Raw genomic sequence first — 26559 nt, 5'->3', positions numbered from 1 at the left:
GCAGCGCCGGTCGCGGCTGCGACCGGGCTCGGCGACGAGACGAAATCAGGCGCCAAACGGATGACGACGGAGGATGGTTTCGTCGCGCTCGGGGCCGGTGGAGATCACGTCGATCGGGATCTCGCAGATCTCCTCGATGCGGTGCAGGTAGGCGCGCGCCTCCTGCGGCAGCGCGTCCCAGCTCTGCGCGCCGAAGGTGGTACCGCTCCAGCCCTTCATGGTTTCGTAGATCGGCTCGCAGCGCGTAACCTCTTCCGAACCCATCGGCAGCAGGTCGATGCGCTTGCCGTCGAGCATGTAGCCGGTGCACAGCTTGAGCTCTTCCAGGCCGTCGAGCACGTCGAGCTTGGTGATGCACAGGCCGGTGACGCCGTTGATGATGATCGAGCGCTTGAGCGCGGCGAGGTCCAGCCAGCCGCAGCGGCGCTTGCGGCCGGTCACGGTGCCGAACTCGCGCCCCTTGGTGGACATCTGCTCGCCGGGCACGCCCTTGGTCTCGATGTCCAGCTCGGTCGGGAACGGGCCGCCGCCGACGCGGGTGCAGTAGGCCTTGGTGATGCCCAGCACGTAGTGCAGGCGGCTGGGGCCGACGCCCGAACCCGCCGCAGCCTGGCCGGCGACGCAGTTGCTGGAGGTGACGAAGGGATAGGTGCCGTGGTCGATGTCGAGCAGCGTGCCCTGCGCGCCTTCGAACAGCAGCGAGCCGCCCGACTTGTTGATCGCATAGAGCTCGGCGGAGACGTCGGCCACCATCGGCAGCAGCTCCTCGGCATCCGCCATGGCCTGGTCGAACACGGCCTGGAACTCGACCGGCTCGGCACCCAGGTGCTGGGTCAGCACGAAGTTGTGGTAGTCGAGGTTGGCCTTGAGCTTGGCGGCGAAGCGCTCGCGGTCGAACAGGTCGTAGACGCGCAGCGCGCGGCGGGCGACCTTGTCCTCGTAGGTGGGGCCGATGCCCTTGCCGGTGGTGCCGATCTTGTCGCCGGCCGACTTGGCGGCCTCGCGCGCGCGGTCGAGCGCGGCATGATAACCGAGGATCAGCGGGCAGCCCGGGCTGATGCGCAGGCGGTCGCGGACCTTGATGCCGCCGGCTTCGAGCGTGCGGATCTCCGACAGCAGGTGGTGCGCATCGAGCACCACGCCGTTGCCGATGAAGCAGGCCACGCCCTCGCGCACGATGCCCGAAGGCACCAGGTTCAGCTTGTACTCGGTCTGGCCGATCACCAGCGTGTGGCCGGCGTTGTGACCGCCCTGGAAGCGCACGACGCCCTTCGCATGGTCGGTCAGCCAGTCGACGATCTTGCCCTTGCCCTCGTCACCCCACTGGGTGCCGACAACGACGACGTTCTTTGCCATTCTCTCACTCTCCCTGTAACGGCACGATCGTCCAGCGACCGTCCCGCTTCACCAGTTGCCGGTCGCAGCCGGCCTCGTTCCAAGTTCCATCATGTCCGGGCAGCGCGGCGACGACGATCTCGCCATGTGCGCGCAGGCGCGCGACCTCTTCGGCCAGCCCGGCGTCCTCGACCAGCGGCGCGAGCACCGCGCCCGCCATCGCCGCGGGGGCCGGCAGGCGCCACACCAGTTCACGCAGGTCGAGGCTGAAACCGGTCGCCGGGCGGGCGCGGCCGAAGGCTTCGCCGACACGGTCGTAGCGCCCGCCGAGGGCGAGCGCGGCCGGCGAATCGGCGCCGTAGGCGGCAAAGACGATGCCGCTGTGATAGTGGTAGCCGCGCAGGTCGGCGAGATCGAAACTCACCGGCAGGTCGGCCAGCGCCGCAGCGAGCGCGCGCAATTCGCCGAGCGCCGCGGCGATCTCCGCGTCCTGCGGCAGGCGTGCTGCCGCCTCGTCGAGCACCTCGGGGCCGCCGTAGAGTTCGGGCAGCGCGAGCAGCGCGCTGCGCACCGGCTCGGCGACGTCGGCGAGCACGCGGCGCAGCTCGGGCACGTCCTTGGCCTGCAGCAGGTCGAACAACTCCTCCTCGCGCCCCGGCACCAGGCCGGCACGCGCAGCGAGCGCATGGAAGAGGCCGACGTGACCGATGTCGATGCGCGAGGCCGGCACCTCGGCCAGGCGCAGCACCTCGGCGAGCAGGCGCAGGATCTCGAGATCGGCCTCGATGCCGGCGTGGCCGTAGAGCTCGGCGCCGAGCTGCAGCGGCTCGCGGGTGGCGGTGAGCGTCGACGGCAGGGTGTGCAGCACGCTGCCGCAGTAGCACAGACGCGACACGCCGCGGCGGTTGAGCAGATGGGCGTCGATGCGGGTGACCTGCGGCGTCATGTCCGCGCGCACGCCCATGGTGCGTCCGGAGAGCTGGTCCACGAGCTGGAATGTGCGCAGCTTGAGGTCCTGGCCGGCGCCGGTGGTCAGCGAATCGAGATACTCGAGCAGCGGCGGCACGACGAGCTGGTAGCCGCGCACCCGGAAGGCGTCGAGCAGCCGGCGGCGCAAGCTCTCGAGCCGGTGGGCGTCGGACGGCAGCGCGTCCTGGATGTGATCGGGCAGTACCCAGCGCATGGTGGTGTCAGAGAACGATGAAGAGCAGGATCACCCCGGCCACCATGGAGCTCAGACCGATGAAGCGGATCTGGCCGTCGGCCATGCTGGCGAGGCGCAAAAAGGTTTCGCGCCAGGCGGCTGGCGCGACGAAGGGGAGCAGGCCTTCGATGATCAGCATCAGAGCGAAGGCCGTGAGGAGCGAGCTTCCCATGAAGGCATCAGTTGCGCGGCGCGCCTCCGGCATCCTTCATGAAGCGGAAGAAGTCGGAGCTCGGATCGACCACGAGCACGTCGTCCTTGCCGGCGAAACTCGAGCGGTAGGCTTCGAGGCTGCGATAGAAGGCGTAGAACTCGCGGTCCTTGCCGAAGGCCTCGGCATAGATCGAGGTCGCCTTGGCGTCGCCCTCACCCATGGCCTCCTGCGCCGAGCGGTAGGCCTCGGCGATGATGACCTCGCGCTGGCGGTCGGCGTCGGCGCGGATGCGTTCGGCCTCGGCGGCGCCCAGCGAGCGCAGCTCGTTGGCCACGCGCTTGCGCTCGGCTTCCATGCGGCGATAGACCGACTCGGAGACCTCGTTGGGCAGATCGACGCGCTTCAGGCGCACGTCGACGATCTGCACGCCGATGGTGCGCGCGTCGCGGTCGGCACGCTCGCGCATCTGCTCCATGATGTTGTCGCGCTCTCCGGAAACGACGTCGTGCACCGTGCGGCGGCCGAACTCCTCGCGCAGGCCGGCGTTGACCGTCTGCGTCAGGCGGGTGCGCGCACGCGCCTCGTCGCCGGCGACCGACTCGTAGTAGAGCCGCGGGTCGATGATCCGCCACTTGACGAAGTGATCGACCAGCACGTTCTTCTTCTCGGAGGTGATGAAACGCTCGGGCTCGGGCGTATCCATCGTCAGGATGCGCTTGTCGAAGTAGCGCACGTTCTGGATGAAGGGCAGCTTGGCATTGAGGCCGGGCTCGGAGATGACCTCCTTGACCTCGCCGAGCTGGAACACGATCGCATACTGGCGCTGGTCGACGGTGAACAGCGACATCGAGGCGATCACGGCGATCAGCAGCAGCGTACCGCCGATCAGGGACATCTTGTCACGCATCAACGTACTCCCCGCTCACGACTGAACATTCCTTCCCGGTTGCGCGGATCCAGCGACGGCATCGGCGCATTCGCGCTCAGGCCGGCAGCGGATTGCGGATCGGGCGCGGCCACCGAAGCAGCGGCGGCCGCCTTGCCCCCGGCCTGCTCCATCAGCCTGTCGAGCGGCAGCATCAGCAGGTTGCCGTTGCCCTTGGCGTCGATCATCACCTTGGAGGTATTGGACATCACCTGCTGCATGGTCTCGATGTAGAGGCGCTCGCGGGTGACTTCCGGCGCCCGGCTGTACTCGGCGAACACCTGCCTGAAGCGGCTGGCCTCGCCCTCGGCGTTGGCGACCACGCGCTCGCGGTAGGCGTTGGCTTCCTCGACCAGGCGCGAAGCGGTACCGCGCGCCCGCGGCACGACGTCGTTGGCATAGGCCTCGCCTTCGTTCTTCTGCCGCTCGCGGTCCTGGCCGGCCTTGACCGCGTCGTCGAACGCGGCCTGCACCTGCTCGGGCGGCTGGGCGTTCTGCATGGTCACGCGGCTGACCTGGATGCCGGTCTCGTAGCGGTCGAGGATGCGCTGCATCAGCTCGTGCGCGGTGGTGGCGATCTCCTCGCGACCCTCGTAGAGCACGAAGTCCATGCGGCTCTTGCCGACGATCTCGCGCATCGCGGTTTCCGCGGCCTGGCCGACCGCCTCGTCCGGGAAGCGGTTGTTGAACACGTAGTTCTCCGGGCTGTTGAGGATGTACTGCACCGCGAACTGGATGTTGATGATGTTCTCGTCGTCGGTGAGCATCAGCGATTCGCGCAGCACCTTGTTGCGCTCCGAGCCGCGATAGCCGACTTCGACCGTGCGCACGCCGGTCAGGTCGACGATCTCGTGGGTCTCGATCGGCGCCGGCAGGCGCCAGCGCAGGCCGGGCTCGGTGGTACCGACGTATTTGCCGAGGCGCAGCACCACGCCGCGCTGGTTGGCGTCCACCGTGTAGAAACCGCTCGCCAGCCAGATGACGAGGACCAGCACCAGCAGCACGCCGATGCCGCCACCGAACTGCTTGAACGAGAAGTTCGGCAGCTGCGGCGCACCACCGCCTCCGCCGCCGCCACCGCTGCCGCGGCCGCCGCGCTTGCCGCCGAACATGCCGGACAGGCGCTGGTTGAAGTCGCGCCAGACCTCCTCGAGGTCGGGCGGTCCCTGGTTTGCGCCACGATTGCGGTCGCCGCGCAGATCGTCGTTGCGATTGTCGTCGCCACGATTACCGTCGTTGCGGTCGCCTTCGTTGCCGCCCTGGCTACCCCAGCGTGGGTCGTTGAGTGACATGAGAATGCCTGTTATCACGTTTGTTCTGGTCGTTCGTCCGCCTCGCCGTGATGGCGGCCGGCGTTGTCACCAAAGGTCTGCTGCGCCACTTCGGCAAGCGCGTCGCGAAGCAGGTCGAGACCTTCCCCCGTTCGGGCGCTCAAAAAAATGCGCCTGATCTTATCACAGTCACCCCGCTCGACCGCCGGAGCGGCCCGAGTCAGGTCGATCTTGTTCCACACCAGGATCTGCGGCACGTCGGCCGCGCCGATCTCGGCGAGAACGAGGTTCACCGCCTCGATCTGGGCGTCGCGGTCCTCGCTGGCCGAATCCACCACATGCAGCAGCAGATCGGCCTGCGCGGTCTCCTCGAGTGTCGCCTGGAAAGCCGCGACCAGCGCATGCGGCAGGTCGCGGATGAAGCCGACGGTGTCCGACAGCACCACGCTGACGCCGCCCTGCTCGCCGCCCACGTAGAGCCGGCGCGAGGTGGTGTCGAGCGTGGCGAAGAGCTGGTCGGCCGCATAGGCCCCCGCCTTCGTCAGCGCATTGAACAGCGTCGACTTGCCCGCATTGGTGTAACCGACGAGAGAGACCGACAGAACGTCGCGACGTTCCCTCGCCCGCCGACGAACCTTGCGCTGCTTCTCGATCTGGGCCAGGCGCGACTTGAGCATCTTGACCCGGTTGCCGAGCAGGCGGCGGTCGGTCTCGAGCTGCTTTTCACCCGGGCCGCGCAGGCCGATACCGCCCTTCTGGCGCTCGAGGTGGGTCCAGCCGCGCACCAGGCGCGTGGCCAGGTGCTCGAGCTGGGCGAGCTCGACCTGCAGCTTGCCTTCGTGGCTGCGCGCGCGCTGGGCGAAGATGTCGAGGATCAGCGCGGTGCGGTCGATGACCATGCACTGCAGCTCGCGCTCGAGGTTGCGCTGCTGGGCCGGCGACAAGGCGTGGTTGAAGATCACGATGTCGGCGCCGTTGGCGCGCAGCGCCTCGCCGATCTCCTGGACCTTGCCGCTGCCGGCGAAGAGCTTGGGGTCGGGCGCGGCACGCTTGCCCTGCACCACGGCCTCGACGCTGGCGCCCGCACTGAGCACCAGCAGCTTGAGTTCGGACAGGCGCTCGTCGATCGCGCCCTGGCCGAGGTCGAGCTGGACGAGGATCGCGCGCTCTCCCGAGGCGGGGCGCTCAAACATGGGCGCCCCCTGCGGCCGGGATCAGCCGGCCGCCAACGATGCGCTGCGGCCTCAGTTGCTGCCCTCTTCCTGCTGGATGACGACGGGGCGCGCGGGGACGACGGTGGAGATGGCGTGCTTGTAGACCATCTGCGTCACGGTGTTCTTGAGCAGCACGACGTACTGGTCGAAGGATTCGACCTGGCCCTGCAGCTTGATGCCATTGACCAGATAGATCGACACCGGAATGTGCTCGCGACGCAGGGTGTTGAGGAAGGGGTCTTGTAGAAGTTGCCCTTTGTTGCTCATTGCTGAACCTCTTTATATTGTGTTTATAAGAATGCAGTGAATTTCATTGCTGCACTGCGCAATAACAGTATGCAACGAAATCCGGGTGTGGAGACGGGTTCTGGACGCCGAAAGTCTTCAAGTCCGCGTCGCGTACGGATTGTGCGTGGTACGGAACTGGATGCGCAAGGGCGTGCCCTGCAGCTTGAACGCCTCCATGAAGCAACGTTCCAGATAGCGCACGTAGGACTGTGGAATGTCGTCCAGGGCGTTGCCGTGGATCACGATCACCGGCGGGTTCATGCCACCCTGGTGGGCGTAACGCATCTTCGGCCGCGCCAGGCCATGGCGCGGCGGCGCCTGGCGGGCGACCGCCTGCTGCAGCGCGCGCGTCAGCCGCGGCGTGGACAGATCGGCGGTGGCGGCGGCATAGGCCGCATCGACCGACTTCAGCAGCCCACCGATGCCCTGCGACTTGAGCGCCGAGATCTGGTGGAAGCGCGCGAAGGACAGGAAGGCCAGCTTGCGCGCGATGTCGGACTTCAGGCGCTCGCGGCGGTAGTCGTCCACCGCGTCCCACTTGTTGATCGCCACCACCAGCGCGCGTCCGGCCTCGAGCGCGAAGCCGGCGATGTGAGCGTCCTGGTCGGAGATGTCCTGCGCCGCGTCGAGCACCAGCACGACCACGTTGGACTCCTGCACCGCCTGCAGGGTCTTGATGACGGAGAACTTCTCCACCGCCTCGAAGACCTTGCCGCGCCGACGCAGGCCGGCGGTGTCGATCAGCGTGTAGCGCCGCCCCTCGCGCTCGAAGGGAATCGCGATCGCGTCGCGGGTGGTGCCCGGCATGTCGAAGGCGATTACCCGCTCCTCGCCGAGCAGGGTATTGACCAGGGTGGACTTGCCGACGTTCGGCCGGCCGACGATCGCCACGCGCGGACCTTCGTCCTCGCGCGCCTCCTTCTCGTCGTCGAGCGGGAACGGCGCCAGCACCAGCTCGACGAGCTGCTTGACGCCGTCGCCATGGGCGGCGGACACCGGCAGCGGATCGCCGAGACCGAGGGCATGGAAGTCGGCGGCGACCATCGCGCGGTCGAGACCTTCGGCCTTGTTCACCACCAGATGCACCGGCCGGCCGGCACGGCGCAGGCGCGCGGCGATGTTCTCGTCGTGGGGGGTGCGCCCGGCACGACCATCGACCAGGAACAGCAGCACGTCGGCCTCGGCGATCGCCTGTTCGGCCTGGCGCGCCATCTCGTGCATGATGCCGTCCTTGGCCACGGGGTCGAAGCCGGCAGTATCGACGACCAGATAATCGCGGTCGCCGACGCGGCCGACGCCGTAGTGACGGTCACGGGTGAGGCCCGGCTGGTCGGCGACCAGCGCATCGCGCGTGCGCGTCAGGCGGTTGAACAGGGTCGATTTGCCGACATTGGGCCGGCCGACCAGAACGATGGTGGGTTTCACTTGCTGTACTGCCTCAGCGTACTTCGTACGCGGTAATGTCGCCGTCGGCGTCCTGAACGACGAAGCCGCGGCCGAGCGGCACCGGATCGGCACCGATCGCCTCGCTGCCGGCGCGGTCGCGGGCGGCGAAGGCGCCGGTCTCGCGGTTCAGCAGATGGACGTAGCCCTCGACGTCGCCGACGACCACGTGGTCGCCCACGATCAGCGGCCGCGACACCTGGCGGCGCGCGAGCGCATCCTGCTTCCACACGCTGGCGCCGCTGTAGGCGTCGAGCGCCTGTACCGCGTCGCGCTCGTCGGTGATCATCGCGAAGCGCGCATCGCGGTCCATGCCGACGCTGCTGGAAAGATCGCGCGCCCAGATGGTGTTGCCGTTGGAGGTGTCGAAACACGCGGCGCGACCCTGGTAGCTGACCGCGCACACCTCGCGCCGGCCGACCACCGGGGTGCCGGCGATGTCGGCCACGCGCTCGAGTTCGGTCGCACCGCGCGGCACGGCAACGTTGAGTTCGGTGATCGCGCCGCCATTGGCGAGGTTGATCACCGCCAGCTTGCCGCCGGGGAAGCCGGCGAGCACCACCGGCCCCTCGATGACCACGCTGGCGAAGCTGCGCAGCGCCAGCGGCGGGTTGTTGCGCTGGTACACCCAGCGCCGGCTGCCGTCGCGCGCATCGAGCGCGATCAGGCGGTTGTCGGAGGCGCGGACGATGACGAACTCCAGGCTGACGGCGGGCGGCGCGAGCACCTCGGCACCCACGTTCGCGCGCCAGCGTTCGCTGCCGGTCGCGGCGTCGAGCGCGATCACCGCACCGTCGGTTGCGGCCACGACCGCCAGGCGGCCGTCGGTGCCGACACCCGCCGACAGCTCCGTGTCGGTGTCGATGCGCCACACCGGGCGTCCGCCCTCGAAGCGCGCCACCTCACCGTCATTGCCTGCCGCATATACGGCATCGCTCCACACCGCGGGCTGGAAGCGATACGGGCCGGCTTCGCCGATGTTGGCCTGCCAGGCGGCGGCGAGCTGGGCCGAGGGCGTGAAATCCGCCAGCGGCGCGGGCTTGGCGGCGGAACTGGAGAACGGATTCAGCGACGAGCAGCCGGCGGAAACCAGGACGGCAGCCAGCAGCGGAACCAGGCGCAGCGGGAACGGCTTCATCGGTCAGACTCCGAGCGATTCAAGTTTCACGCGCACGACCTCGCGCAGGGTGGCGGCTTCCTCGCCTTCGGCGGCAAGGCCGTCGATCGCGGCCTGCCAGGCGGCGCGCGCCTCGGCCTTCTTGCCCTGGGCGGCGAGGACGTCGCCGCGCAGGTCGTCGAACCGGGTCTTGTACGCCGCGCTCGGCGCGGCCTCCAGGCGGGCGAGCGCCGCATCGTGCTCGCCCTGCTGCAGCAGCACGGCGGCCAGACGCAGGCGGGCGAGATCGCGCAGCGCCGCGTCCTTGCCCTTGTCGGCCGCCCACTCGAGCTGGGCGCGGGCATTGGCGAGATCACCGCTCTCGAACTGCAGCGCCGCCGACAGCAGCGCGCCGAGCTGGGCGCTGACGCTGCCGCCGTGCTCGCCGATCAGCCGCCCGGCGGCCTCGCGCGCCTTCTGCGCATCCTGCTGCTCGGCGGCCTGCTGCACCGCGTAGTACAGCACGCCGGCGTCGGCGGCATTGCGGTTCTGGTACCAGTTCCAGCCCTGCCAGCCCACCGAGGCGAGCGCCGCCACCACCGCGAGGGTGACGACGAAGTTGCCGTACTGCGCCCACCAGGCCTTGAGTTCGGATATCTGTTCCTGCTCTTCGAGATCGTAGACCGCCATCATCAAGCCTCTAGTTCGGGTTCTTCGGAATACAGCAGCACGGCCATCGCCTCGGGCAGCGCCTCGAGCGTGACGCGCTGCTGGGCACCGCCGCCGCGCAGCGGCTTGATGCCGACCTCGCCGGCCGCGGCCTCATCCTCGCCGATCACGATCGCCACCGGCGCCTCGCTCGCATCGGCCTTCTTCATCTGCGCCTTGAAGCTGCCGCCGCCGCAGTGCATCAGCACCGCGAAGCCGTGCTCGCGCAGGGTTTCCGCGGCGCGCATACCCAGGCGCTGGGCGGCCTCGCCGACGCTGACCACGTAGGCGTCGGCCACCGAGCGCTCGGCCTCGCCACCGCATTCCTTCCACAGCAGCAGCAGGCGCTCGATGCCGATCGCAAAACCGGCCGCCGGCTGCGGCTTGCCGCCGAGCTGCTCGAACAGGCCGTCGTAGCGCCCACCGGCGCAGATCGTGCCCTGCGCGCCGAGGCGCGTGGTGACCCACTCGAACACGGTGCGGTTGTAGTAGTCGAGGCCGCGCACCAGGCGATGGTTGATGCGATACGGGATGCCGGCATCCTTGAGGAAGACCTGCACCGCGTCGAAGTGCGCCTTCGACTCCTCGCCGAGGTAGTCGGCGAGCTTCGGTGCCGCCTCGACGATCGCGTGCAGCTCGGGATTCTTGGTGTCGAGGATGCGCAGCGGGTTGGTGTACAGGCGGCGCTTGCCGTCCTCGTCGAGCTTGTCCTGGTGCTGCTCGAGGTAGGCGATGAGCGCGGCGCGGTGCTGCGCGCGCTCTTCGGGCGCGCCCAGGGAGTTGATCTCGAGGGCGACGTCCTCCAGGCCGAGGTCTTCCCACAGCCGCGCGCACATCAGGATCAGCTCGGCGTCGGTGTCGGCACCGGCGAAGCCCAGCGCCTCGACGCCGATCTGGTGGAACTGGCGGTAGCGCCCCTTCTGCGGGCGCTCGTGGCGGAACATCGGGCCGTAGTAGTACAGGCGCTGCGGACCGCCGGCTGGGATCAGGTTGTGCTGGATGGCGGCGCGCACGCAGGACGCGGTGCCTTCCGGACGCAGCGTCAGGTGTTCGCCGTTGAGCGCGTCCTCGAAGGAGTACATCTCCTTCTCGACGATGTCGGTGACCTCGCCGATCGCGCGCTTGAACAGCGGCGTCGGCTCGACCAGCGGCATGCGGATCGGTCGATAGCCGTAGCTCTGCAGCCAGTCACGGACGATGTCCTCGAAGTATTCCCAGGTTTCGGCGTCGGCCGGCAGGATGTCGTTCATCCCGCGCACGGCCTGCAAGGTCTGGCTCATGTGTTTCTGTTCTTCTGTGTCGCGCTCACGCGCGGTGGTCGTTGTTCGTTGCGGCGCTCAGGCGCCCTTCTTCACGTACTTGGTGGCGACGTAGTTGTCGACGATGGCCTTGAATTCGGCTGCGATGTTGTCGCCGCGCAGGGTGACGACCTTCTCGCCATCGACATACACCGGCGCGGCCGGGGTCTCGCCGGTGCCGGGCAGCGAGATGCCGATGCTGGCGTGCTTGCTCTCGCCCGGGCCGTTGACCACGCAGCCCATCACCGCGAGCGTCATGTTCTCGACGCCGTCGTATTGCTCGCGCCACACCGGCATCTGCGCCCGTACATAGTCCTGGATGCCGGAGGCGAGTTCCTGGAAGAAGGTGCTGGTGGTGCGTCCGCAGCCCGGGCAGGCGGTGACCATCGGGGTGAAGGCGCGCAGGCCCATGGTCTGCAGGATCTCCTGCGCCACCACCACTTCCTGCGTGCGGCTGCCGCCGGGCTCGGGGGTCAGCGAGATGCGGATGGTGTCGCCGATGCCTTCCTGCAGCAGCACCGACAGCGCCGCGGTGGAGGCGACGATGCCCTTGCTGCCCATGCCGGCCTCGGTGAGGCCCAGGTGCAGCGCATAGTCGCTGCGGCGCGCGAGATCGCGGTACACCGCGATCAGGTCCTGCACGCTGGAGACCTTCGCCGAGAGGATGATGCGGTCGCGGTCGAGGCCGTATTCCTCGGCCTTGGCCGCGGATTCGAGCGCGGACACCACCAGCGCCTCGCGCATCACCGCGCCGGCGTCGCGGGGTTCGGCGCGCTTCGCGTTCTCGTCCATGATGCGCGCGAGCACCGACTGGTCGAGACTGCCCCAATTGACGCCGATGCGCACCGGCTTGTCGTGGCGGCAGGCGAGCTCGACGATCGCCGCGAACTGCGGGTCGCGCTTGGCGCCGGCGCCGACGTTGCCCGGATTGATGCGGAACTTGGCGAGCGCCTCCGCGCAGGCCGGGAAATCGGTCAGCAGCTTGTGGCCGTTGTAGTGGAAGTCGCCGACCAGCGGCACGTCCATGTTCAGCGCCAGCAGACGGTCGCGGATCTTCGGCACCGCGGCCGCCGCAGCCTCGTTGTTCACCGTGATGCGCACGATCTCGGAGCCGGCGCGCGCCAGTTCGGCGACCTGCATCGCGGTGCCGAGCACGTCGGCGGTGTCGGTGTTGGTCATCGACTGCACGACGACCGGGGCGTCGCCGCCGATCCGTACCTTGCCGACGCGGACCTCGCGGGTGCGGTGGCGGGCGAGCGGGCAGGCGTCGATCGGGGAGGAATCCTGTCGGAGGGTCATGGGTTCGGTCATCAGCGAAGCGTCAGGCGGGCAACGGAGCCGCGGATGTGGGCAGCGAGGTCGACCGGCTTGCCGTCGTGTTCGAGGGTGACGCTGGCGGCGTTGCCGACCACCAGCGTGAACGGTGCCGTGCCCTGCACGCTGCGGGTGCTGCCGGCGCGGTTGGTGCCGGAGTGCAGGATGGTGCCGGAGGCGTCGCGAACCTCGATCCACGAGTCGGCACCGAAGCGGAAGCTCAGCTGTCCGCCGCTGGCGACGGCGGCGGGGGCAGTCTCGGGCGCTGCGGTCGCGGGCGCCTCGGCAACGGCGCCCGGCACAAGGGCCTGGGCGCCGGCCTGCACCGGCTCGGCGCCCGGGACCGCGGCGGCGAACTGCGGCGCTTCGGCGGCAGGAGCGGAGGCCGGCGCCTCGACCTGGGCCGGCGTGCTCACCGTGGCCGGCTCGGCGACGAGCGCCGGCTGCACGGAAGATTGTGGGGGCACGATCGGCTGGCTCGGCGCCGGCGCGAAGCTGGGCGCCGGCTCGACCACGGTCTCGGCCGACGGGGCGCTCTCGGTGCGGAACCAGTCGAAATACCAGCCCGTCGCCAGCATCGCCAGCAGGATCAGCACGACGACACCCGCCGGGAAACTCCCGCTGCGCCGCCTGCCGCCGACCGGCAGGTCGCCGTCCGCATTGCGGATCGGCGACAGGTCGGGCGAGCCCGGACCGGCCATGCGCTGCACCGCGTCGAGCAGCGGTGCCGCATCGAGCCCGAGGTAGCGGGCGTAGTTGCGCATGAAGCCGCGCACGAAGGCCATCCCCGGCAGCGCGCCGAAGTCGTCACGCTCGAGCGCCTCGACCTGGCGCGGGCTCAGCTTGAGGGCGAAGGCGACTTCATGCACCGACTCGCCGCGCGCCTCGCGGGCGCGGCGCAGTCGCACGCCCGGCGAGGACGTCGCCTCGGTCACGGCAGCAAGATTCTCGGACGACGTGCTGCTCACTCGTACTTCCCTTCATTGAACAATTTGAGTTCCTCCGATTCGGCGAACCGCGAGCGCAGCTGCGACGCGTAGCTCGCTTCGGCATCGTGGTTGCCCAGACGGCGTTCGGTCCGCAGTCCGAGCCAGACCGACGCGGCGCTCGGTTCGAGCTGCTGGTGCAGACGGACCAGATGGCTGCGGGCCTGGTCGTAGCGCCCGCTGCGGTAGGCGATGTCCGCGAGCCGATACAGCGCCTGGCCATTGGCCGGATCGGCCTGCACCGCGCGCAGGAACTGGACCTCGGCCGCGGCATCGTCCTTGAGGCGCTGGTGACACAGGCCGGCATTGGTCAGCGGACGCCCCGGATGACGGTAATAGGGGTTGCGGGCGGCGAGCGCGAGCTTCTCCAGCCCCTGCTGCTCCTCGCCCTGGGTGCACAGGAACCAGCCATAGCTGTTGTTGAAGTCGGGATCGCCCGGCGCCCCGCGCAGCGCGCGCTCGAAGTTCTCGCGCGCGGCGCCATTCTCCTCGATCAGCATGTAGGCCAGGCCGAGCAGGTGGTAGGCCGGCGGATAGTCGGGGCTGTCGTTGAGGGCGATCTTCGCTTCGTCGAGCGCCACGTCGTAGCGGCCGATCTCGAAGTAGGCCATGCCGAGGTCGACGTGAACACGGGCGCGGGAATCGGCCGGCGTCGCCGGCGTGATGTCCGACATCGGGCGGCTGACGGTGGCCCCCTCCCCCGCGGTGCTCGCCGGGTTGGTCGCGCAGCCGGCCAGCACGGCCGCCAGCGCGCATGCGAGCAGCGTCGGTTTCAAACTCATGAGCGTTCCTCCGTGATCCTGCGCAGATGCACCGTGCGCCGGGTCTTGTCCTGGACCTGGCCCGCGAGCTGGCCGCAGGCCGCGTCGACGTCGTCGCCGCGCGTCTTGCGCGTGGTGGTGACGATGCCGGCGTCGATCAGGATACCGGCAAAACGCCGGATGCGTTCCGCGGGCGAGCGCAGGAAACCCGAATTCGGGAAGGGATTGAACGGGATCAGGTTGAACTTGCACGGCGTGTCGCGCACCAGCGCGACCAGCTCGCGTGCATGGGCCTCGCTGTCATTGACGCCGTCGAGCATCACGTACTCGAAGGTGACGAAATCGCGCGGCGCACGCTCGAGATAGCGCTGGCAGGCGGCCATCAGCTCGCGCAGCGGATATTTCTGGTTGATCGGCACCAGGCGGTCGCGCAGGGTGTCGTTGGAGGCATGCAGCGACACGGCGAGCGCCACCGGACACTCCTCGCGCAGGCGGTCCATCGCCGGCACGATGCCCGAGGTCGACACCGTGACGCGGCGGCGCGACAGGCCGTAGGCGTGGTCGTCGAGCATCAGGCGCAGCGCGGTGACGACGTTGTCGAAGTTGGCCAGCGGCTCGCCCATGCCCATCATCACCACGTTGCTGATGATGCGGCCGTTGTCCTTCTCGCCGGCCTCGAGATCGGCGGCCTGCTCATTCGGGTCGACTCGCGCGGCGCCGAGCAGCTTGTTCGCCAGCCACAGCTGGCCGATGATCTCGGCCGCCGTCAGGTTGCGGTTGAAGCCCTGCTTGCCGGTGGAGCAGAACGCGCAGTCGAGCGCGCAGCCGGCCTGCGAGGACACGCACAGCGTGCCACGGTGGGTTTCAGGGATGAACACGGTTTCGACCGCGTTGGCGTTGCCCACGTCGAGCAGCCACTTGCGCGTGCCGTCGGCCGAGATCGAATCGCGCACCGGCACCGGCGGGCGGATCACCGCGATGTCCTTGAGCTTGGCGCGCAGGGACTTGGCGACGTCGGTCATGGCGTCGAAGTCGGCGCAGCCCTCGTGATGCATCCAGCGCATCACCTGGCGGGCGCGGAAGGGCTTCTCGCCCAGCCCGGCGAACCAGGTGACGAGGCCGTCGACATCGAAGTCGAGCAGATTGACCTGATCGGATGTGCTCATGCCTGAAACTTCACTCATCTGAAGCGGGATCCGCTGGATGGAAACGGATCGACCGTAATGCAAACGGCCCGACCACGCCGCGCGCGGTGCGGGAGGCACCGCGAAGCGTGCGCGACGGGCCGCTGGAACGGACCGCTCAGCGCGAGTAAACGTTCATGCCCGGGAAGAAGAAAGCCACTTCCACGGCAGCGGTCTCGGGGGCGTCGGAGCCGTGCACCGCGTTGGCGTCGATCGACTCGGCGAAGTCGGCGCGGATGGTGCCCTTGTCGGCCTTCTTCGGGTCGGTGGCGCCCATCAGCTCGCGGTTCTTGGCGATGGCGTTCTCGCCTTCCAGGCACTGGATCATCACCGGGCCGGAGGTCATGAAGGACACCAGATCCTTGAAGAAGGGACGCTCCTTGTGCACGGCGTAGAACTCGCCGGCTTCGCGCTCGGACAGGTGAGCCATCTTGGCGGCGATGATCTTCAGGCCGGCGGCTTCGAAGCGGGCGTAGATCTGGCCGATCACGTTCTTGGCGACGGCGTCGGGCTTGATGATGGACAGGGTGCGTTCGATTGCCATGGAAAAACTCCGGGACTGTGTTTGGAAAAAAAGCGCGAAATTCTAGCAGGTTTCGTGTGACAGGCACGCGTGCGGCCGTCGGCCGGGGTCCGGCGGCCGGACCACCGGTGCACGAAAAAGCCCCGGCACACGGCCGGGGCTTCTTGCGCCGGCGGGCCGGCGCGGGCCTTACATGATGCCCATCGCCTTGGGCAGGAAGGTCGAGATGCTCGGGATGTAGGTGATGATCATCAGGAAGGCGAGCATGGTCCACAGCCAGGGCATGACCGCCTTGCTCATCTCGGTCAGGCCCGCCTTGGTGATGCCGCTGGCGACGAACAGGTTCAGACCCACCGGCGGCGTGATCATGCCGATCTCCATGTTCACCACGATCATCACGCCGAAGTGGATCGGGTCGATGCCCAGCGCCACCGCCACCGGGAACAGGATCGGGGCGAGGATCAGGATGATCGAGGACGGCTCCATCAGCGCGCCGGCCACCAGCAGCAGCAGGTTCACCACGATCAGGAAGCCGATCGGCCCCATGCCGCTGGCCACGATCGCGTCGGCCATGCGTTGCGGGATCTGCTCGCTGGTCAGGATGAAGGAGAACAGCACCGCGCTGGCGATGATGAACAGCAGCATCGCGCTCATGTTCGCCGAGTCCAGCAGCACGCGCGGGATCTGCTTGAGGGTCAGGTCCTTGTACACGAAGACCGCGATGAAGAAGGCGTACACCGCGCTCATCGCCGCTGCCTCGGTCGGGGTGAACATGCCCGAGTAGATGCCGCCCATCACCACCACGATCAGCATCAGCCCCCAGAAGGCCTTGCGGAAGTGCCTGATGCGTTCGCCCCAGGTCGAGCGCGGCAGCGTCGGGTAGTTGTTCTTGTGCGCCACGTACCAGGTGCACAGGCCGAGCATGAAGGCCAGCAGCAGGCCGGGGATCACGCCCGCCATGAACAGCGCGCCCACCGAGGTGTTGGTCGTCACCGAGTACATCACCATGACGATCGAAGGCGGGATCAGGATGCCGAGGCCGCCGGCCGAGGCCACCGTGCCGGCACCGAAGCGCAGCGGGTAGCCCTGCTTGATCATCGCCGGGATCAGGATCGAGCCGATCGCCACCACGGTCGCCGGGCTGGAGCCCGACACCGCCGCGAACAGCGCGCACGCCAGCACCGCCGACATGCCGAGGCCGCCGCGCATGTGGCCGACCATCGAGGTGGCGAAGTTGATCATCCGCCGCGCCACCCCGCCGTGGGTCAGGAAGTTGCCGGCGAGGATGAAGAACGGGATCGCCATGATCTCGAACTTCTCGATGCCGGTGAACATCTTGAGCGCCACCGATTCCAGCGGCACGTCGGTGAAGATGAACATGAAGCTCAGCACGGTGAGGCCGAGCGCCACGCCCACCGGCATGCCGATCGCCATGAGGACGACGAGCAGGCCGAAGATTGCAATCGTATTGGTCATGATGTCGTCTTCCTCACTTTCCGGAGCCCGGGCGCTTGGCCGCGGCCTCGCGACGGGCGTGCTCGACGTCTTCGGCGATCGAGAACGCCTCGCCCTCGAGCAGCACGTTCTCGTCCTGATCATCGTCCAGGCCTTCGACGTGGCCGTGGTCGTGGGTGGGCAGCTCGCCGGTGCGCGAGAAGCTGACCATGACCTGCAGGAAGCGGTAGCACATCAGGAAGGAGCCCAGCGGCACCGCGGAATAGACGATCCAGGTCGGCCACTCCAGGTCGGGCGTGGTCGGGCCCTCGAAGAAATCGCCGGTATCGCGGCCGAACAGGCTCAGCGTCTCGTAGGCCATGCCGTTCTCCCACACGAAGAGCGCGCCGAAGATGCCGATCAGGCCGGTGAAGATCACGCCGCACACCAGGCCGAGCTGGATCATCGCCGAGCGCGTGCTGCCGGAGAGCTTGTTGATCAGGATGTCGACACCGACGTGGATGCCGGTGCGCACGCCATAGGCGGCGCCGAACTTGGCCATCCACACGAAGAGGATGATGCAGAATTCCTGGGCCCAGCCGAAGTTCATGTCGAGCAGCCAGTCCTGCAGGCCGGGAATCTCGTAGCCGGACAGGTAGCGATGCACCACCGAGACGAAGATCACCACGGTCGCCACGGCCATCAGCGCGGCGATGATGAACTCCTCGAGGCGGTCGAGAAGCTTGTTCATGATTGTTTTCCCCCGAAAAAACGCCCGTCGGGTCTGCGTGGCCTGACGGGCGCTGTTGGGTGTGAAGCGGGTTGGATTACAGCCTGGCCGGATCGAAGCCGGTTTCCTTGTAGATCGACTGGATCAGGTCCTTGCCGATGCGCGACTCCATCTTCTTGTGCACCGGCATGAAGGCCTTCTTGAACGCAGCCTTCTCCTCGGCGGTCGGGGTGTAGATCTCCGTCTTGCCCGAGGCACGCACCGCTTCCAGCGACTTGTCGTTCTCTTCCTTGGCGATCTGGTTGGCGTAGACGGTCGACTCGGCGATCGCCTTGTCGAGCTGCGTGCGGACCTCGGCCGGCAGGCCTTCCCAGAACTTCTTGTTGGTGATCACCGCATAGCCCAGGTAACCGTGGTCGGTCAGCGTCATGTGCTTCTGCACTTCGTGCATCTTCTGGGTGTAGAGGTTGGAGTGCGGGTTCTCGGTGCCATCCACGACGCCGGTCTGCAGCGCCTGATAGACCTCGGAGAAGGCCATCACCTGCGGCAGCGACTTGACCTCGCGCATCTGCTCCTCGAGCACCTTGGACGACTGGATGCGCATCTTCTTGCCCTTCAGGTCCTCGGGCGCGCGGATCGGGGTGTTGGCGGAGAAGGACTTGAAGCCGTTGTCCCAGAAGGCCAGGCCCTTGATGCCCTTGGGCTCGAGCTTGGCGAGCAGCTGCTGGCCCACCGCGCCCTGGGTGACCTTGTTCAGCGCCTCGTAGCCATCGAAGATGTAGGGCAGATCGAAGACCTCGAACTCGCGCACGCCGAGCGGACCGAACTTGGCCAGCGAGGGGGCGAGGAGCTGGACGGCGCCGAGCTGCAGCGCTTCCATCTCTTCCTTATCCTTGTAGAGGGTGCTGTTGGCGTAAACCTCGACCTTGACGGCGCCGCTGGTGTATTTCTCGGCGAGCTCCTTGAACTTCTCCGCAGCCTTGCCCTTGGGCGTGTCCTGGGCCACGACGTGGCTGAACTTGATCACGATGGGATCCGCTGCAGCAGCAGCGGCAGACAGACCGACGGCAACCAGACCGACCAGAAGCGCACGAATCTTCATGAAAACATCTCCTCCTAGAGAACCGCATCAAGGTAGTTTTGGCCCACCCGGAACCGGCCGGGCAACGCACTCGCACTGCGATAAGTTTCGCTGTGTCGACCATCAGTATCGTTTCGCCCAAAAGGGACTGCTATTGTGGATGTCCGCATCCGTGACAACCGCAAGCGCATGAGCCTCCGTCGCGCCCCCGAGCGGCAAGCCGAACCATGAGCCCGACCGAAGCACCGCCCTCCATGCCGCCGCCGGGCCGCAAGCGCTGGATCCAGCACCTGCCCTACCTGAGCCTGGCGCTGTTCCTCGCCGCCATCGCCGCCCTGGTGTGGCTGACCCGCGAGTACGACGCCGACGAGCAGCGCACCACGCTGCTCAACGACGTGCTGTGGATGGAGCAGAACCTGCGGTTCCACCTCGACCGCAACGAGATCCACCTGCAGGAGATCGGCCGCGAGCTCTTCATCGACCGGCCGCTGCCGCCCGAAACCGAGGCCCGCCTGTCCAGCCTGCTGAACCAGGAGCGCGGACTCGTCCAGATCCTGTGGCTGTCGGCGGAAGGCCGGCTGCTCGGCGCCATGCCGCCGCGCCAGGAAGCCACCACGCCTGCCGCGGAGAGCCCCGCCCGCATGCACGAGGAAACGACTTTCCAGCTCGCGCGCAACATCGGCCGCCCGGTGTATGGCCCCGCCTACCCCGGCATGGACAACACCCACCACTTCCAGGTGCATGTGCCGATCTGGTCCGAGGACGCGCCGCCGGGCGTGATCGTCGGCGTGTATTCGCTGACCGACCTCGTCGTGCGCGAGCTGCCGTGGTGGTTCTCCGAGCGCTACCGCGTGGCGGTGCTCGACGCCGACGGGCGCGAGATCGCCGCCAAGTCCAAGGTCGCGCCGGTGTCGTCCAGGCTCGCCTACACCATGCCCTTCGATCCGCCCGGCCACGGGCTGACGCTGCAGATCACCGCCTACAAGTCCGACACGCGCTGGATCCCGGTGCTGCTCGCCGCGTCGATCGTGCTGCTGGCCGGCATCATCCTGTGGAGCGTGATGCAGCTGCGCCGCCAGCTCGCCCGCCGCCAGCAGGCCGAGATCGCCCTGCGCGCCGAGTCGGCGTTCCGCAAGGCGATGGAGGATTCGATGCTGACCGGCATGCGCGCGCGCGACCGCGAGGGGCGGCTCACCTACGTCAACTCCGCGTTCTGCCGCATGACCGGCTTCAGCGCGGACGAGCTCGTCGGCCGCAAGCCGCCGATGCCATACTGGGATCCCGAGCATCTCGAGCAGACCTTCGAGGTCCATCACCGGATCATGGCCGGCGGCAGCGCCGTCGAAGGCACCGAGGTGCGCCTGCGGCGCAAGAACGGCGAGGTGCTCGACGCCCTCGTGTTCGAGGCGCCGCTGATCGACGCCCGTGGCCAGCATGCCGGCTGGATGGGCTCGGTGCTCGACATCACCGAGCAGAAACGCGCCCGCGAGCAGGCCCGGCAGCAGGAGGAACGCCTGCAGCAAAGCTCGCGCCTGATCACCATGGGCGAGATGGCATCCACGCTGGCCCACGAACTGAACCAGCCGCTGGCCGCGATCGCCAGCTACACCTCCGGCTGCATCAACCGCCTGCAGGGCGACCAGCCGCTCGACCGCGGCGAACTGCTCGACATCCACGAACGGATCGCCCGCCAGGCCAGGCGCGCTGGCGAGATCATCCGTCGCGTGCATGACTTCGTCCGCCGCTCCGAGCCCAAGCGCGAGCCGCTCGAGCTCAACGCGGTGATCCGCGACGCCATCGGGCTGATCGAGGCCGATGCGCGCAAGCGCCAGGTCCAGCTGCGCGTCGAGCTGTTCGGCCCGATGCCGGCGGTCGAGGCCGATGCGGTGATGATCGAGCAGATCGTGGTGAACCTGGTGCGCAACGCGATGGATGCGATGCGCGACCTGCCGCCGGCGACGCGCGTCGTCGAGGTGCACTCCGCGCTCAACGGGCGCTTCGCCACCGTGTCGGTGGCCGACCGCGGCCACGGCATCCCGGCCGAGATCGCCGCCCGCCTGTTCGAGCCCTTCTTCACCACCAAGGCCGAGGGCATGGGCATGGGCCTCAACATCTGCCGCTCGATCGCCGAACTCCACCATGGCCGGCTCGCTTTCGAACTCAGGCCCGGCGGCGGTACCATCTTCACCCTGTCGCTGCCCCTGGACGCCGAATCCGCATGAATGCCGCCTGCACCCACATCATCGACGATGACGAAGCCATCCGCGACGCGCTCGAGTGGCTGTTCAAGACCCGCGGCGTGAGCTGCCGCACCTGGTCGTCGGGCGAGAGTTTCCTCGACGCGTGGCAGCCGCACTGGCGCGGCTGCATCGTGCTCGACATCCGCATGCAGGGCATGAGCGGGCTGGAATGCTTCGACACCCTGCTCGCCCGCGGCTGCCAGCTGCCGGTGATCTTCATCACCGGCCACGGCGACGTGCCGATGGCGGTGTCGGCACTGAAGAAGGGCGCCTTCCACTTCATCGAGAAGCCCTTCAACGACCACGACCTGGTCGATCTGGTGGAGAAGGCGCTCGCCACCGACCGCGACCGCCAGCAGGTCGCCGCCAGCCGCGAGACCATCGAATCGCGCCTGGCCACCCTGACCCAGCGCGAGCGCGAGGTCATGGAACTGATCCTCGAGGGCAAGTACAACAAGGTGATCGCCGACGAACTGTCGATCTCGATGCGCACCGTGGAAGCGCACCGCTCGCGCATCTTCGACAAGATGGAGGTGCGCTCGGCGGTCGAACTGGCGCAGCTGCTGACCGTGCTGCGCACCTGATTCCCGCCCGCGCGCCGCTCAGGCGGCAGGCCAGGCGGCGGGCTCCTCGCCGCCCGCACCGGGCTCGCCGACCGACCACCGCGGCAGCACCCCCGGCTCACCAGGCGCTGCGGCAAAGGCCGCCTCGATGCCGATACCGCCGACCCAGGCCGGCTCGCCATCCACCCACAGTACCGGCAGGCGTGCACGCAGCCATGCCGGGATGCCGGCCTCCTGGCACAGCTTGCGCAATTCGCGGCGCGGACGCTGCGGCGACAGGCGCAGGCTCATGCCGGACGTGCGCGGCGCCAGCGCGCGGAGCTTCGCCGCCGCCAGGCGCGCCGCACTCAGGCCCTCGCCGCACGCGGCCTCGAAGCGCACATAGCCGCCCGCCCATGGCAGCGCAGGCTCGTCGTCCCAGACCAGCGCCTCGACCACCGGCTCCGCGCTCGGCTCCAGCCAAACCCGGTCCCGATACGCGCGCAGCGCCCACGCCCCGAGGGAGACGTCGAGTGCGCGCGCGGCCGGCAGCGCACCGAGCTGGCGCAGCGCCTCGGCCAGCCGTCGCGAGGACGGCGCCTGCGCGCCGGCGCGCTGCAGCAGCCAGCGCAGCAGGTTGGCCTGGCGCCCACCGCCGAGGGCGAGAAAGGCCTGGCGTGACAGCGGCAGCCCGCCGCAGGCACGGGCGTCGAGCGCAGCCAGCTCTCCGAGCAGATCGTCGGCCTCGGCGAAATGCGCTGCGGCGCGGGCCAGCGTCGGCACGGCGGCGGGAAAGAGCGTCTCGGCCACCGGCAGCAGCCGATGACGGAGTGCATTGCGGGTGTGATGGAGCGCGGCGTTGCTCTCGTCCTCGACCCAGTCCAGGCCCTGCCGTCGGGCCCAGTCCTCGATCTCCGCGCGGCGCAGTGCGAGCAGGGGTCGCAGGCGTCCGGGCCGGCCGCGCACGGGCGGACTCAGCACGCGCATCGCCGCCGCACCGCGCACGCCGCCGCCGCGCAGCAGACGGAACAGCAGGGTTTCGGCCTGGTCGTCCTGATGATGGCCGAAGGCCAGCCAGTCGCAGGCCACCGTGTCGAGCGCCGCATGGCGCGCCGCGCGGGCGGCCGCCTCGATGCCGTCGGGATGGTTTCGCTCGATCTCGACCCGGAACACCTGTACCGGCACGCCGGCCCGCGCGCCGCGCCCGGTGCAGGCCGCGGCCCAGGCGTCCGCATTGGGACTGAGGCCATGGTGGACGTGCGCGGCCGACAGGCCATAGCCGACGCGCGGCTGCAGACGGCGCAAGACCTCGAACAGCACGACCGAGTCCACGCCGCCCGACAGCGCGCAGCATATGCGCGTACCGGCACTGACACCGGCCGATGCCAGTACCGCGGCGATGCGCTCGAGGAACTCGTCAGGGGCGCTCATCCACCGTGCGCTCCGGCGCATGCGGACGGCAGGAGGCGGCTCCGGCAGCCCGGGATCAGGCCGCCTTTTCCTTGAAGCGTCCGTAGCTCATCAGCTTCTCGTAGCGCTGGGCGACGAGCTCGGACGGGGTCAGCACCTCGAGCTCGCGCAGCGCGTCGGCGAGCGCACGCTTCAACGATGCCGCCATCGCGCGATGGTCGCGGTGCGCGCCGCCGATCGGCTCATCGACCACGCGATCGACAAGGTTCAGCGATTTCAGGCGTGCCGCGGTGATGCCCATGGTCTCGGCGGCGTCGGCGGCCTTCTCCGCGCTCTTCCACAGGATGGAGGCGCAGCCCTCGGGCGAGATCACCGAGTAGGTGGAGTACTGCAGCATCAGCACCTGGTCGGCGACCGCGATCGCCAGCGCACCGCCGGAGCCGCCCTCGCCGATGATGGTGCTGATGATCGGCGTCCTGAGTTCGGCCATCAGGTAGATGCTGTGGCCGATCGCCTCCGACTGGCCGCGCTCCTCGGCACCGATGCCCGGATAGGCGCCCGGGGTGTCGACGAAGGTGAATACCGGCAGCGCGAACTTCTCGGCCAGCTTCATCAGCCGCATCGCCTTGCGATAGCCCTCGGGGCGCGGCATGCCGAAGTTGCGCGCGATCTTCTCCTTGGTGTCGCGCCCCTTCTGGTGGCCGATGACCACGCAGGCCTGGCCGTTGAAGCGCGCCAGGCCGCCGACGATCGCCTTGTCGTCGGCGTAGCTGCGGTCGCCGTGCAGTTCCTGGAAGTCGGTGAAGATCAGGCTCGCGTAGTCGAGCGTGTACGGGCGCTGCGGATGGCGCGCGACCTGGGCGATCTGCCACGGGCTGAGCTTGGCGTAGAGGTCCTTGGTCAGCGACTGGCTCTTGGCCTCGAGCCGCTTGATCTCGTCGGAGATGTCGACCGCCGGGTCGTCCTGCACGAAGCGGAGCTGGTCGATCTTCTCCTCGAGTTCGGAGATCGCCGTTTCGAAATCAAGAAAGGTGGTTTTCATCCCGGCCTGTCCAAGTCAAAAATGTGCGCCATTGTAACGCCAGCCGCCGCGCGGCGCGTGCCCCGGGTGCTGCGCCGCAAAAGCGGCCTCGCGAACGACGCCGGGGTGGCGCCTTGCGGCGACCACCCCGGCATCACGTGCAGCCCCGCCGGCGCGGGGCGCCCGCTCACTCGTTGCTGGCGAAGCCCAGCAGGTGCAGCAGGCTGGTGAAGAGGTTGAAGATCGACACGAACAGCGACACCGTGGCCATGATGTAGTTGGTCTCGCCACCGTGGATGATGTTGCTGGTCTCGAACAAGATCAGGCCCGACATCAGCAGCACGAAGGCGGCGGACACGGTCAGCGACAGCGCCGGGATCTCGAAGAAGATCGCGCCCAGGCCGGCCAGGAAGGCGACCAGGATGCCCACCATCAGGAAGCCGCCCATGAACGAGAAGTCCTTCTTGCTCGTCACCGCGTATGCCGACAGCCCGAGGAAGATCGCCGCGGTGCCGGCCATCGCCTGCATCACGATCGAGCTACCGTTGGGGAGCGACAGGTAGGCGGAGATGATCGGACCGAGCGTGAAGCCCATGAAACCGGTCAGCGCGAACACGAACACGATGCCGAGGCTGCTGTTGCGGAACTTGGTGGTGGCGAACAGCAGGCCGAAGTAGCCGAGCAGCGTGACGATGATGCCCAGGCGCGGCGCGCCCATCGCCATCGACAGCCCGGCGGTCAGCGCCGAGAAGGCCAGCGTCAGCGACAGCAGCATGTAGGTGTTGCGGATGACCTTGTTGGTCTGCAGCACCGAGGCTTCGGCGCGCTGCATCGTTGCGATACGGTTTTCCATGGTCGGATGACCTCCTGTGGGGAATCGATGAGTTGTTTTGGGTCGGGACGATCGGTACGGCAGCTTCAGGCCGGCAACGCGGCGATGGGTGCAGCCACGCGCGCCGGACGCTGGTTGCGGCGGACGCGCTGGGCGAGCACGCGGGCGACGCGGTCGGCCGCTTCATCGACCGCGGCGCGCACTTCGAACTGGTTGATCGCGAACACCACGTCGGGCAGGTTGCGCAGCCGCAGCTGCACCACGCAGCGCTTGTCCGCACCGCCCTTGGGCCCGTTGACGTCCGCCACCTTCACACGTGCCCACTGGATGTGGTCGCGGAAGCGACCGATCGCAAACCGCATCCGGCGCGCCACATAGTCACGCAGCCCCGGGGGCGCTTCCACACCATCGCAATGCAGGTCGATACGCATGTCCAGTCTCCTTCTGTTATTGCACAGTCACCGTCGGGCCCTGTGCCTCGACGGATACTAACCCTCAGACTGTTCGATAAAATCTCAGTTCAACAGAATTTCGATCCGATTTTTACGAAGTATCACCACCGCCTCCGGAGGGACCGCCCGCCATGCTCAACTACAAGCAGCTTCACCACTTCTGGACGGTGGCACGTGCCGGTGGGATCGTGCGTGCGGCCGAACGTTCCGGGCTGGCGCCGCAGACCCTGTCCGGCCAGATCGCCACGCTGGAGACCGATCTCGGCGTCAGCCTGTTCAAGCGCCAGGGCCGCGGTCTGATGCTGACCGAGACCGGACGCATGGTGCTGGACTACGCGGAGGAGATCTTCCGCCTCGGCAGCGAACTGGAGGAGGCGCTGCAGAGCCGCGCCACCGGACGCGCGGTGCCGTTCCGGGTCGGCATCGCCGACGTCGTGCCGAAGGCGATCGCCTGGCTGCTGCTGGCGCCGTCGATGGACCTGCCCGAGCCGATGCGCATCGTGTGCCGCGAGGGCAAGTTCGACGCCCTACTCGGCGAACTGGCGATCCACAAGCTCGACGTGGTGCTCGCCGACAGCCCGCTGCCGCCCAACATGGACGTGCGCGGCTACAGCCATGCGCTGGGGGAGTCGACGATCGGCTTCTACGCCGCACCCGCGCTCGCCGCGCGCCTGAACGGCCCCTTCCCGGCCCGCCTCGACGGCGCGCCCCTGCTGCTGCCCGGAACGGAAGCCAGCGTGCGCGGCCCGCTGCTGCGCTGGTTCGAGGCCGCCGGCCTGCGCCCGCGCATCGTCGGCGAATTCGACGACGGCGCGCTTATGCGCGCCTTCGCCGAAGCCGGCGCCGGAATCCTTCCGAGCGCGTCCATGGTCGGCGAGCAGCTGTGCCGGCAGGCGGGGATGATCCACCTCGGCGACGCCGACGGCGTCACCGAAACCTATTACGCGATCTCGGTCGAGCGCAGGCTGACGCATCCGGCCGTGCGCGCGATCAGCGAGGCAGCGACGGCGAAGCAGAAGTTCGGGTGATTTGATTTTCGGCCACGGTCGATCCAGAATCGCGGGCCTGAGCGGCGGCGGATCGACAGGAGGCGTGCGCAGCACACGGCCGATC

At 68.3% G+C, this 26559-nt stretch carries 26 protein-coding genes; 3 read left to right on the top strand and 23 right to left on the bottom strand.

Translation table 11 applies throughout. The annotated features are described in order from the left end of the window. Positions 1-45: 45 nt before the first annotated feature. The 19 genes from CKCBHOJB_RS04070 to CKCBHOJB_RS03980 all read right to left on the bottom strand — a co-directional run bounded on the left by CKCBHOJB_RS04070 (position 46) and on the right by CKCBHOJB_RS03980 (position 18970). Positions 46-1356, bottom strand: a complete 1311-nt coding sequence (locus CKCBHOJB_RS04070) for an adenylosuccinate synthase (protein ID WP_281050758.1) — start codon at positions 1354-1356, stop codon at positions 46-48. Between the two features lie 4 nt (positions 1357-1360). Beyond that, a complete protein-coding gene (locus tag CKCBHOJB_RS04065) occupies positions 1361-2518 on the bottom strand; it encodes an ATP phosphoribosyltransferase regulatory subunit (protein ID WP_281050757.1) in 1158 nt (385 codons plus the stop codon). Positions 2519-2525: 7 nt separating this feature from the next. Next, on the bottom strand, positions 2526-2711 hold the full coding sequence (locus CKCBHOJB_RS04060) for a DUF2065 domain-containing protein (RefSeq protein WP_281050756.1): 186 nt from the start codon (positions 2709-2711) through the stop codon (positions 2526-2528). A gap of 7 nt (positions 2712-2718) precedes the next feature. Beyond that, positions 2719-3600: a protease modulator HflC gene (gene hflC / locus CKCBHOJB_RS04055; RefSeq protein ID WP_281050755.1), complete on the bottom strand. Its 882-nt coding sequence runs from the start codon at positions 3598-3600 to the stop codon at positions 2719-2721. Next, positions 3600-4910, bottom strand: a complete 1311-nt coding sequence (gene hflK / locus CKCBHOJB_RS04050) for an FtsH protease activity modulator HflK (RefSeq protein WP_281050754.1) — start codon at positions 4908-4910, stop codon at positions 3600-3602. The genes hflC and hflK overlap by 1 nt, the downstream gene beginning before the upstream one ends. Positions 4911-4924: 14 nt before the next feature. Further along, positions 4925-6082 carry a ribosome rescue GTPase HflX gene (hflX, locus tag CKCBHOJB_RS04045; protein WP_281050753.1) on the bottom strand — a complete coding sequence of 386 codons (1158 nt, stop codon included), beginning with the start codon at positions 6080-6082 and terminating at the stop codon, positions 4925-4927. A gap of 51 nt (positions 6083-6133) precedes the next feature. After that, positions 6134-6370, bottom strand: a complete 237-nt coding sequence (gene hfq, locus CKCBHOJB_RS04040; RefSeq protein ID WP_281050752.1) for an RNA chaperone Hfq — start codon at positions 6368-6370, stop codon at positions 6134-6136. Between the two features lie 117 nt (positions 6371-6487). Next, a complete protein-coding gene (gene der, locus CKCBHOJB_RS04035; protein ID WP_281050751.1) occupies positions 6488-7816 on the bottom strand; it encodes a ribosome biogenesis GTPase Der in 1329 nt (442 codons plus the stop codon). Positions 7817-7829: 13 nt separating this feature from the next. Further along, positions 7830-8972 carry an outer membrane protein assembly factor BamB gene (gene bamB / locus CKCBHOJB_RS04030; RefSeq protein WP_281050750.1) on the bottom strand — a complete coding sequence of 381 codons (1143 nt, stop codon included), beginning with the start codon at positions 8970-8972 and terminating at the stop codon, positions 7830-7832. Positions 8973-8975: 3 nt separating this feature from the next. Beyond that, positions 8976-9620, bottom strand: coding sequence for a tetratricopeptide repeat protein (locus CKCBHOJB_RS04025; RefSeq protein WP_281051607.1), 645 nt, complete (start codon positions 9618-9620; stop codon positions 8976-8978). A gap of 2 nt (positions 9621-9622) precedes the next feature. Continuing rightward, positions 9623-10918 carry a histidine--tRNA ligase gene (gene hisS / locus CKCBHOJB_RS04020; protein ID WP_281050749.1) on the bottom strand — a complete coding sequence of 432 codons (1296 nt, stop codon included), beginning with the start codon at positions 10916-10918 and terminating at the stop codon, positions 9623-9625. 57 nt (positions 10919-10975) lie between these two features. Then, a complete protein-coding gene (ispG, locus tag CKCBHOJB_RS04015) occupies positions 10976-12235 on the bottom strand; it encodes a flavodoxin-dependent (E)-4-hydroxy-3-methylbut-2-enyl-diphosphate synthase (protein ID WP_281050748.1) in 1260 nt (419 codons plus the stop codon). A gap of 11 nt (positions 12236-12246) precedes the next feature. Further along, positions 12247-13218: a RodZ domain-containing protein gene (locus tag CKCBHOJB_RS04010; RefSeq protein ID WP_281050747.1), complete on the bottom strand. Its 972-nt coding sequence runs from the start codon at positions 13216-13218 to the stop codon at positions 12247-12249. Further along, the gene (gene pilW, locus CKCBHOJB_RS04005) at positions 13215-14018 is read right to left on the bottom strand and encodes a type IV pilus biogenesis/stability protein PilW (protein WP_281050746.1); all 804 of its coding nucleotides are present in this window, start codon (positions 14016-14018) and stop codon (positions 13215-13217) included. Before pilW ends, CKCBHOJB_RS04010 begins: the two co-directional genes overlap by 4 nt. Further along, positions 14015-15163, bottom strand: coding sequence for a 23S rRNA (adenine(2503)-C(2))-methyltransferase RlmN (gene rlmN, locus CKCBHOJB_RS04000; RefSeq protein ID WP_281050745.1), 1149 nt, complete (start codon positions 15161-15163; stop codon positions 14015-14017). The genes pilW and rlmN overlap by 4 nt, the downstream gene beginning before the upstream one ends. A gap of 136 nt (positions 15164-15299) precedes the next feature. Continuing rightward, positions 15300-15725 (bottom strand): nucleoside-diphosphate kinase, encoded by a 426-nt coding sequence (gene ndk, locus CKCBHOJB_RS03995; protein ID WP_281050744.1) that lies wholly within the window; start codon positions 15723-15725, stop codon positions 15300-15302. 168 nt (positions 15726-15893) lie between these two features. Further along, entirely contained in the window at positions 15894-17180 is a 1287-nt protein-coding gene (locus tag CKCBHOJB_RS03990) for a TRAP transporter large permease subunit (RefSeq protein WP_281050743.1), read from the bottom strand. 13 nt (positions 17181-17193) lie between these two features. After that, complete coding sequence (locus CKCBHOJB_RS03985) at positions 17194-17889, bottom strand: TRAP transporter small permease (RefSeq protein ID WP_281050742.1); 696 nt, start codon at positions 17887-17889, stop codon at positions 17194-17196. Positions 17890-17965: 76 nt separating this feature from the next. Next, the gene (locus tag CKCBHOJB_RS03980) at positions 17966-18970 is read right to left on the bottom strand and encodes a TRAP transporter substrate-binding protein (protein ID WP_281050741.1); all 1005 of its coding nucleotides are present in this window, start codon (positions 18968-18970) and stop codon (positions 17966-17968) included. A 206-nt stretch (positions 18971-19176) separates the two neighbouring features. Here CKCBHOJB_RS03980 and CKCBHOJB_RS03975 point away from each other — a divergent pair, with 206 nt between their 5' ends. Continuing rightward, a complete protein-coding gene (locus CKCBHOJB_RS03975; RefSeq protein ID WP_281050740.1) occupies positions 19177-21171 on the top strand; it encodes a PAS domain S-box protein in 1995 nt (664 codons plus the stop codon). After that, positions 21168-21773, top strand: coding sequence for a response regulator (locus CKCBHOJB_RS03970; RefSeq protein ID WP_281050739.1), 606 nt, complete (start codon positions 21168-21170; stop codon positions 21771-21773). The genes CKCBHOJB_RS03975 and CKCBHOJB_RS03970 overlap by 4 nt, the downstream gene beginning before the upstream one ends. Positions 21774-21791: 18 nt before the next feature. Here CKCBHOJB_RS03970 and tilS read toward each other — a convergent pair whose 3' ends face one another. The 4 genes from tilS to CKCBHOJB_RS03950 form a co-directional block, all read right to left on the bottom strand. After that, positions 21792-23162 (bottom strand): tRNA lysidine(34) synthetase TilS, encoded by a 1371-nt coding sequence (tilS, locus tag CKCBHOJB_RS03965; RefSeq protein WP_281050738.1) that lies wholly within the window; start codon positions 23160-23162, stop codon positions 21792-21794. A gap of 55 nt (positions 23163-23217) precedes the next feature. Next, positions 23218-24183, bottom strand: coding sequence for an acetyl-CoA carboxylase carboxyltransferase subunit alpha (locus CKCBHOJB_RS03960; RefSeq protein WP_281050737.1), 966 nt, complete (start codon positions 24181-24183; stop codon positions 23218-23220). Positions 24184-24349: 166 nt separating this feature from the next. Beyond that, positions 24350-25015, bottom strand: a complete 666-nt coding sequence (locus tag CKCBHOJB_RS03955) for a Bax inhibitor-1/YccA family protein (protein ID WP_281050736.1) — start codon at positions 25013-25015, stop codon at positions 24350-24352. 65 nt (positions 25016-25080) lie between these two features. Beyond that, positions 25081-25425 (bottom strand): HPF/RaiA family ribosome-associated protein, encoded by a 345-nt coding sequence (locus tag CKCBHOJB_RS03950; RefSeq protein WP_281050735.1) that lies wholly within the window; start codon positions 25423-25425, stop codon positions 25081-25083. A gap of 152 nt (positions 25426-25577) precedes the next feature. Here CKCBHOJB_RS03950 and nhaR point away from each other — a divergent pair, with 152 nt between their 5' ends. Next, a complete protein-coding gene (gene nhaR / locus CKCBHOJB_RS03945; RefSeq protein ID WP_281050734.1) occupies positions 25578-26474 on the top strand; it encodes a transcriptional activator NhaR in 897 nt (298 codons plus the stop codon). Positions 26475-26559: the final 85 nt, after the last annotated feature.

The sequence above is a fragment of the Thauera sp. GDN1 genome (genome assembly GCF_029223545.1).
Lineage (GTDB): Bacteria > Pseudomonadota > Gammaproteobacteria > Burkholderiales > Rhodocyclaceae > Thauera.
Note: the sequence above shows the minus strand (reverse complement) of the source record. Positions and strands in the feature narration are given on the sequence as shown.

Coding starts and splice junctions, on each gene's coding strand:
- CKCBHOJB_RS04070 (WP_281050758.1), bottom strand. CDS start 1,356: ATGGCAAAGAACGTCGTCGTTGTCGGCACCCAGTGGGGTGACGAGGGC.
- CKCBHOJB_RS04065 (WP_281050757.1), bottom strand. CDS start 2,518: ATGCGCTGGGTACTGCCCGATCACATCCAGGACGCGCTGCCGTCCGAC.
- CKCBHOJB_RS04060 (WP_281050756.1), bottom strand. CDS start 2,711: ATGGGAAGCTCGCTCCTCACGGCCTTCGCTCTGATGCTGATCATCGAA.
- hflC (WP_281050755.1), bottom strand. CDS start 3,600: ATGCGTGACAAGATGTCCCTGATCGGCGGTACGCTGCTGCTGATCGCC.
- hflK (WP_281050754.1), bottom strand. CDS start 4,910: ATGTCACTCAACGACCCACGCTGGGGTAGCCAGGGCGGCAACGAAGGC.
- hflX (WP_281050753.1), bottom strand. CDS start 6,082: ATGTTTGAGCGCCCCGCCTCGGGAGAGCGCGCGATCCTCGTCCAGCTC.
- hfq (WP_281050752.1), bottom strand. CDS start 6,370: ATGAGCAACAAAGGGCAACTTCTACAAGACCCCTTCCTCAACACCCTG.
- bamB (WP_281050750.1), bottom strand. CDS start 8,972: ATGAAGCCGTTCCCGCTGCGCCTGGTTCCGCTGCTGGCTGCCGTCCTG.
- CKCBHOJB_RS04025 (WP_281051607.1), bottom strand. CDS start 9,620: ATGGCGGTCTACGATCTCGAAGAGCAGGAACAGATATCCGAACTCAAG.
- hisS (WP_281050749.1), bottom strand. CDS start 10,918: ATGAGCCAGACCTTGCAGGCCGTGCGCGGGATGAACGACATCCTGCCG.
- ispG (WP_281050748.1), bottom strand. CDS start 12,235: ATGACCCTCCGACAGGATTCCTCCCCGATCGACGCCTGCCCGCTCGCC.
- pilW (WP_281050746.1), bottom strand. CDS start 14,018: ATGAGTTTGAAACCGACGCTGCTCGCATGCGCGCTGGCGGCCGTGCTG.
- rlmN (WP_281050745.1), bottom strand. CDS start 15,163: ATGAGCACATCCGATCAGGTCAATCTGCTCGACTTCGATGTCGACGGC.
- ndk (WP_281050744.1), bottom strand. CDS start 15,725: ATGGCAATCGAACGCACCCTGTCCATCATCAAGCCCGACGCCGTCGCC.
- CKCBHOJB_RS03990 (WP_281050743.1), bottom strand. CDS start 17,180: ATGACCAATACGATTGCAATCTTCGGCCTGCTCGTCGTCCTCATGGCG.
- CKCBHOJB_RS03985 (WP_281050742.1), bottom strand. CDS start 17,889: ATGAACAAGCTTCTCGACCGCCTCGAGGAGTTCATCATCGCCGCGCTG.
- CKCBHOJB_RS03980 (WP_281050741.1), bottom strand. CDS start 18,970: ATGAAGATTCGTGCGCTTCTGGTCGGTCTGGTTGCCGTCGGTCTGTCT.
- CKCBHOJB_RS03975 (WP_281050740.1), top strand. CDS start 19,177: ATGAGCCCGACCGAAGCACCGCCCTCCATGCCGCCGCCGGGCCGCAAG.
- CKCBHOJB_RS03970 (WP_281050739.1), top strand. CDS start 21,168: ATGAATGCCGCCTGCACCCACATCATCGACGATGACGAAGCCATCCGC.
- tilS (WP_281050738.1), bottom strand. CDS start 23,162: ATGAGCGCCCCTGACGAGTTCCTCGAGCGCATCGCCGCGGTACTGGCA.
- CKCBHOJB_RS03960 (WP_281050737.1), bottom strand. CDS start 24,183: ATGAAAACCACCTTTCTTGATTTCGAAACGGCGATCTCCGAACTCGAG.
- CKCBHOJB_RS03955 (WP_281050736.1), bottom strand. CDS start 25,015: ATGGAAAACCGTATCGCAACGATGCAGCGCGCCGAAGCCTCGGTGCTG.
- CKCBHOJB_RS03950 (WP_281050735.1), bottom strand. CDS start 25,425: ATGCGTATCGACCTGCATTGCGATGGTGTGGAAGCGCCCCCGGGGCTG.
- nhaR (WP_281050734.1), top strand. CDS start 25,578: ATGCTCAACTACAAGCAGCTTCACCACTTCTGGACGGTGGCACGTGCC.